General features: G+C 61.6%; 4 protein-coding genes. All 4 read left to right on the forward strand.

What is annotated here, in order from left to right; translation table 11 throughout:
* The first annotated feature begins 447 nt into the window (after positions 1 to 447).
* A complete protein-coding gene (fadB, locus tag ABE459_RS25310) occupies positions 448 to 2,595 on the forward strand; it encodes a fatty acid oxidation complex subunit alpha FadB (RefSeq protein ID WP_125463365.1) in 2,148 nt (715 codons plus the stop codon).
* Between the two features lie 31 nt (positions 2,596 to 2,626).
* Positions 2,627 to 3,802, forward strand: coding sequence for an acetyl-CoA C-acyltransferase FadA (gene fadA, locus ABE459_RS25315; protein WP_125463366.1), 1,176 nt, complete (start codon positions 2,627 to 2,629; stop codon positions 3,800 to 3,802).
* Positions 3,803 to 3,880: 78 nt separating this feature from the next.
* The gene (locus ABE459_RS25320; protein ID WP_125463367.1) at positions 3,881 to 4,132 is read left to right on the forward strand and encodes a DUF1653 domain-containing protein; all 252 of its coding nucleotides are present in this window, start codon (positions 3,881 to 3,883) and stop codon (positions 4,130 to 4,132) included.
* Positions 4,133 to 4,232: 100 nt separating this feature from the next.
* Positions 4,233 to 6,842 (forward strand): type I DNA topoisomerase, encoded by a 2,610-nt coding sequence (gene topA, locus ABE459_RS25325; protein ID WP_125463368.1) that lies wholly within the window; start codon positions 4,233 to 4,235, stop codon positions 6,840 to 6,842.
* The last annotated feature ends 87 nt before the right edge of the window (positions 6,843 to 6,929 follow it).

A 6,929-nucleotide genomic window follows, 5' to 3' on the forward strand; every position in this document is an offset into this window, starting at 1 on the left:
GAACCGGAAGGTTCCTGCGCGCCGCTTTGCGTTCTGCTGCGCAGAAAAGGCCAGGCAGGCCGGGAACACGTTGAACACCTGCCAGTTTAGCCAGTGTTGGCGAGTGTGTTTAAGAAAATGCAGCCGTTAGCACTTGCCCATGGTCTATCGCTGACATGAATGGTCGGCGATCACTGTCATCATGCTTCATGCCTGCAGCGTACAAAATGACTGGAAAGTCGCGTTTTCAAGGTGCTTGAGAGCATTTGACAACGCCGATCTTTTCGGAGAATGTGTGCACACCCAAATCAAACGGGCGTATGAATTGAGCGTTTGTATGTCAGATCGCTCTTACAGAACCCCGATTAGCGCGCCGACGGGTGTGCCTGCGGCAAGACACCGGCAGACCGGCTCTTGCGCCAGCGATCGGCGTGTACAGTTCAGCTTCCATATCGTGGAGATCAGTTGATGATTTACGAAGGTAAAGCCATCACGGTTAAGGCTCTTGAAAGCGGCATCGTCGAACTGAAGTTCGACCTCAAGGGTGAGTCCGTCAACAAGTTCAACCGCCTCACTCTGAACGAGCTGCGCGAGGCCGTCGACGCCATCAAGGCCGACGCTTCGGTCAAGGGCGTGATCGTCAGCAGTGGCAAGGACGTGTTCATCGTCGGCGCCGACATCACCGAGTTTGTCGATAATTTCAAGCTGCCCGAGGCCGAGCTGGTTGCCGGCAACCTGGAAGCCAACCGTATCTTCAACGCCTTCGAAGACCTCGAAGTGCCGACGGTTGCCGCCATCAACGGCATCGCCCTGGGCGGTGGCCTGGAGATGTGCCTGGCCGCCGATTACCGGATCATGTCCAGCACTGCCAAGATCGGCCTGCCGGAAGTCAAGCTGGGCATCTACCCAGGCTTTGGCGGCACCGTGCGCCTGCCGCGCCTGGTCGGCTCGGACAACGCCATCGAGTGGATCGCCTCGGGCAAGGAAAACCGTGCCGAAGACGCCCTGAAAGTCGGCGCCGTCGATGCCGTGGTTACCCCTGAGCTGCTGCAGGCGGGTGCACTGGACCTGATCAAGCGCGCCATCAGCGGCGAGCTGGACTACAAGGCCAAGCGCCAGCCCAAGCTGGAGAAGCTCAAGCTCAACGCCATCGAACAGATGATGGCCTTCGAGACTGCCAAGGGCTTCGTCGCAGGCCAGGCCGGCCCGAACTACCCGGCGCCGGTCGAAGCCATCAAGAGCATCCAGAAGGCCGCCAACTTCGGCCGTGACAAGGCGCTGGAAGTCGAGGCCGCGGGCTTCGCCAAGCTGGCCAAGACCTCGGTTGCCGAGAGCCTGATCGGCCTGTTCCTGAATGACCAGGAGCTCAAGCGCAAGGCCAAGGCCCATGACGAGATCGCCCACGACGTGAAGCAGGCCGCCGTGCTCGGCGCCGGCATCATGGGCGGCGGCATCGCCTACCAGTCGGCCGTCAAGGGCACGCCGATCCTGATGAAGGACATCCGTGAGGAAGCCATCCAGCTGGGCCTGAACGAGGCGTCCAAGCTGCTCGGCAAGCGCGTCGAGAAAGGCCGCCTCACCCCAGCGAAGATGGCCGAAGCGCTCAACGCCATTCGCCCGACCCTGTCGTATGGCGATTTCGCCAACGTCGATATCGTGGTCGAGGCCGTGGTCGAGAACCCGAAGGTCAAGCAAGCGGTCTTGGCCGAGGTGGAAGGGCAGGTGAAAGAGGACGCCATCCTGGCCTCCAACACCTCGACCATCTCGATCAACCTGCTGGCCAAGGCGCTCAAGCGCCCAGAGAACTTCGTCGGCATGCACTTCTTCAACCCGGTGCACATGATGCCGCTGGTCGAAGTCATCCGTGGCGAGAAGTCCAGTGAAGTGGCCGTTGCCACCACCGTGGCCTACGCCAAGAAAATGGGCAAGAACCCGATCGTGGTCAATGACTGCCCGGGCTTCTTGGTCAACCGCGTGCTGTTCCCGTACTTCGGCGGCTTCGCCAAGCTGGTCAGCGCCGGTGTCGACTTTGTGCGCATCGACAAGGTCATGGAAAAGTTCGGCTGGCCGATGGGCCCGGCCTACCTGATGGACGTGGTCGGGATCGACACCGGCCACCATGGCCGTGACGTAATGGCTGAAGGCTTCCCGGACCGCATGAAGGACGATCGTCGCTCTGCCGTCGATGCGCTGTACGAGGCCAACCGCCTGGGCCAGAAGAACGGCAAGGGCTTCTACGCCTACGAGACCGACAAGCGCGGCAAGCCGAAGAAAGTCTTCGATGCCGACGTGCTCGACGTGCTCAAGCCGGTCGTTTTCGAACAGCGTGAGGTTACCGACGAAGACATCATCAACTGGATGATGGTCCCGCTGTGCCTGGAGACTGTGCGCTGCCTGGAAGACGGCATCGTCGAAACCGCCGCCGAAGCCGACATGGGCCTGGTCTACGGCATCGGTTTCCCTCCTTTCCGCGGTGGCGCGCTGCGCTACATCGATTCGATCGGGGTCGCCGAGTTCGTCGCACTGGCCGACAAGTACGCCGACCTGGGGCCGCTGTACCACCCCACCGCGAAGCTGCGCGAAATGGCCAAGAGCGGCCAGCGCTTCTTCAACTGAGCGCCCAACGAGCTAGAGCGAGAATACTGATATGAGCCTGAATCCAAGAGACGTGGTGATTGTCGACTTCGGTCGCACGCCGATGGGCCGCTCCAAGGGTGGCATGCACCGCAACACCCGCGCCGAAGACATGTCTGCGCACCTGATCAGCAAGCTGCTGGAGCGCAACGACAAGGTCGACCCGAAAGAAGTCGAGGACGTGATCTGGGGCTGCGTCAACCAGACCCTGGAGCAGGGCTGGAACATCGCGCGCATGGCGTCGCTGATGACCCAGATCCCGCACACCTCTGCCGCGCAAACCGTCAGCCGCCTGTGCGGCTCGTCGATGAGCGCGCTGCACACCGCCGCCCAGGCGATCATGACCGGCAACGGTGACGTGTTCGTCATCGGCGGTGTCGAGCACATGGGCCACGTCAGCATGATGCACGGCGTGGACCCGAACCCGCACATGTCCCTGCACGCCGCCAAGGCCTCCGGGATGATGGGCCTGACTGCCGAGATGCTGGGTAAGATGCATGGCATCAGCCGTGAGCAACAGGACCTGTTCGGCGTGCGTTCGCACCAGCTCGCCCACAAGGCGACGGTGGAAGGCAAGTTCAAGGACGAGATCATCCCGATGCAGGGCTATGACGAGAACGGCTTCCTGAAGGTCTTCGACTTCGACGAGACCATTCGCCCGGAAACCACTCTCGAAGGCCTGGCATCGCTCAAGCCGGCCTTCAACCCGAAAGGCGGCACCGTCACCGCCGGTACTTCGTCGCAGATCACCGACGGCGCTTCGTGCATGATCGTCATGTCCGGCCAGCGCGCCATGGACCTGGGCATCCAGCCGCTGGCGGTGATCCGCTCGATGGCGGTGGCGGGCGTGGACCCGGCCATCATGGGTTACGGCCCGGTGCCTTCGACGCAGAAAGCCCTCAAGCGCGCCGGCCTGAGCATGGCCGACATCGACTTCATCGAGCTCAACGAAGCCTTCGCTGCACAGGCCCTGCCAGTGCTGAAAGATCTGAAAGTGCTCGACAAGATGGATGAGAAGGTTAACCTGCACGGCGGCGCCATCGCTTTGGGCCACCCGTTCGGTTGCTCGGGTGCGCGAATTTCCGGCACCCTGCTCAACGTCATGAAGCAGAATGGCGGCACGCTCGGCGTGGCGACCATGTGCGTCGGCCTGGGCCAAGGCATCACCACTGTCTTCGAACGCGTCTGATCGCGTTGCAAGGCAGCAACCGGGGCCCTGTGCCCCGGTTTTTGTTTTTTACAGGATTTGTTCAAGAGGCAGGGCGACATGCAGATACAACCCGGTGTGTACCGGCACTACAAGGGCCCCGAGTATCGTGTGTTCGGCGCTGCGCGCCACTCCGAGACCGAGGAGTGGGTGGTGTTCTACCAGGCCCTGTACGGCGAATTCGGCCTATGGGTTAGGCCGCTTTCGATGTTCCTGGAGTCGGTCGAGGTTGACGGCGAGCAGGTGCCACGCTTTGCTTTGGTCGAGGCCGAAGAAGGGCTGTCCGGGTTGCTGGCCAAGGCCGACGACTGAGCGTTCGCGCTTGACCTCACTGTTTTGCCACTATATATAGCGGTGCCGCGTCTGGCACCTGACGCGTTTTTCATCTTCAGATTCAGGAATACTCCGATCCATGGGCAAATCGCTGGTCATTGTGGAATCCCCGGCCAAGGCCAAGACCATCAACAAGTACCTGGGCAACCAGTACGTGGTGAAGTCGAGTATCGGCCATATCCGCGACCTTCCCACCAGCGGTTCCGCCAGTGCGAGCAAGGAGCCGGCGGCCAAGCGTGGCAAGGCCGCAGCTGAGGCTCCGGCACTGTCGCCCAAGGAAAAGGCCCGCCGCACGCTGGTGGCACGCATGGGCGTCGACCCTGAGGCCGGCTGGAAAGCCAAGTACGAGATCCTTCCCGGCAAGGAGAAGGTGATCGAAGAGCTGCGCCGCCTGGCCAAGGATGCCGACACCATCTATCTCGCAACCGACTTGGATCGCGAGGGGGAAGCCATTGCCTGGCACCTGCGCGAAGCCATCGGTGGTGATGACAGCCGCTACAAGCGTGTGGTGTTCAACGAAATTACCAAGAAAGCCATCCAGGAAGCGTTCTCGCAGCCGGGCGAGCTCGATATCGATCGGGTCAATGCCCAGCAGGCGCGTCGTTTCCTCGATCGCGTGGTTGGTTACATGGTTTCGCCGTTGCTGTGGGCTAAAATCGCCCGTGGCCTGTCCGCTGGCCGAGTGCAGTCGGTGGCGGTGAAGCTGGTCGTCGAGCGTGAGCGCGAGATCCGTGCGTTCAACCCGGAAGAGTACTGGGAAGTCCACGCCGACCTGGGTACCGCCAAGAACGCCAAGGTGCGCTTCGAAGTGGCGCGCGAGAAGGGCGAAGCCTTCAAGCCGCTCAACGAAGCCCAGGCCATGGCCGCCCTGGAGAAACTCAAGGCGTCGAGCTACAGCGTCAGCAAGCGCGAAGACCGGCCGACCAGCAGCAAGCCCTCGGCACCGTTCATCACCTCCACCCTGCAGCAAGCCGCGAGCAACCGCCTGGGCTATGGGGTGAAGAAAACCATGATGATGGCCCAGCGTCTGTATGAAGCCGGTTATATCACTTACATGCGTACCGACTCGACCAACCTGTCGGTCGATGCCGTGGAAATGGCGCGCAGCTACATCGAGAAAGAATTCGGCAAGCAGTACCTGCCGGCCGCGCCCATCGTCTATGGCAGCAAGGAAGGGGCCCAGGAAGCGCACGAGGCGATTCGCCCGTCCGACGTCAACACCCACCCGACCAAGCTCACCGGTATGGAACGTGATGCCGAGCGCCTGTACGAACTGATCTGGCGCCAGTTCCTGGCCTGCCAGATGCCGCCGGCGCAGTACCTGTCCACCAGCGTTACCGTGGCGGCTGGCGATTTCGAGCTGCGTGCCAAGGGCCGCATCCTCAAGTTCGACGGTTACACCCGCGTTCTTCCGCAGCAGAGCAAGCCAGGTGAAGACGACGTTCTGCCAGACATGGCGCAGGGCGAAGCGCTCAAGCTGATCCAGATCGACCCTAGCCAGCACTTCACCAAGCCGCCGGCGCGCTTCACCGAAGCCAGCCTGGTCAAGGAAATGGAAAAGCGCGGTATCGGCCGACCATCGACCTATGCCGCGATCATTTCGACCATCCAGGATCGCGGCTATGTGACCCTGCACAACCGCCGCTTCTACTCCGAGAAGATGGGCGACATCGTCACTGAGCGCCTGTCGGAGAGTTTCTCCAACCTGATGGACTACGGCTTCACCGCGGGCATGGAAGAGAACCTCGACGACGTAGCCCAGGGCGAGCGTGACTGGAAGAACGTGCTGGACGAGTTCTACGGTGACTTCAGCAAGAAGTTGCAGACCGCCGAGTCCACCGAGCATGGCATGCGTGCCAACCAGCCGACCCCAACCAATATCGAGTGCAAGGAATGTGGGCGGCCAATGATGATCCGCACGGCCTCCACTGGCGTGTTCCTGGGTTGCTCGGGCTATAGCCTGCCACCCAAAGAGCGTTGCAAGGCCACTGTGAACCTGGTGCCGGGCGACGAGATCGCTGCCGACGACGAAGGTGAGTCCGAGTCGCTGGTATTGCGTGGCAAGCATCGCTGCCCTATCTGCTCGACCGCCATGGACGCTTACCTGCTCGACGAGAAGCGCAAGCTGCACATCTGCGGTAACAACCCGGATTGCGTCGGCTACGAGATCGAAGAGGGCAGCTACCGCATCAAGGGTTACGAAGGGCCGAGCCTGGAATGCGACAAGTGCGGCAGCGAGATGCAGCTCAAGACCGGCCGTTTCGGCAAGTTCTTCGGTTGCACCAATGCGACGTGCAAGAACACCCGCAAGCTGCTCAAGAGCGGCGAGGCGGCGCCACCGAAGATGGACAAGGTGGACATGCCCGAGCTCAAGTGCGAGAAGGTCGACGACACCTACGTGCTGCGTGACGGTGCCTCGGGTCTGTTCCTGGCCGCCAGCCAGTTCCCCAAGAACCGCGAAACCCGTGCGCCGCTGGTGCTGGAAATCGTGCCGCACAAGCACGAGATCGATCCGAAATACCACTTCCTCTGCGAAGCGCCGCAAAAGGATCCTGAAGGACGCCCGGCGGTGATCCGCTACAGCCGCAAGACCAAGGAGCAGTACGTTCAGTCTGAAGTCGACGGTAAGCCGACTGGCTGGAAGGCGTTCTACGACGGCAAGGCGTGGAAGGTCGAAGACAAGCGCTGATCGTTCAGGGCTTTGATCGGGGCCGCGTTTTCCCCCAAACCCCGCAAAACGGCGGTGGGGGGGAAAAGGGCCCCAAAAATTTAGTAA

The organism is Pseudomonas sp. TWI923, from assembly GCF_039673365.1.
GTDB lineage: Bacteria > Pseudomonadota > Gammaproteobacteria > Pseudomonadales > Pseudomonadaceae > Aquipseudomonas > Aquipseudomonas sichuanensis.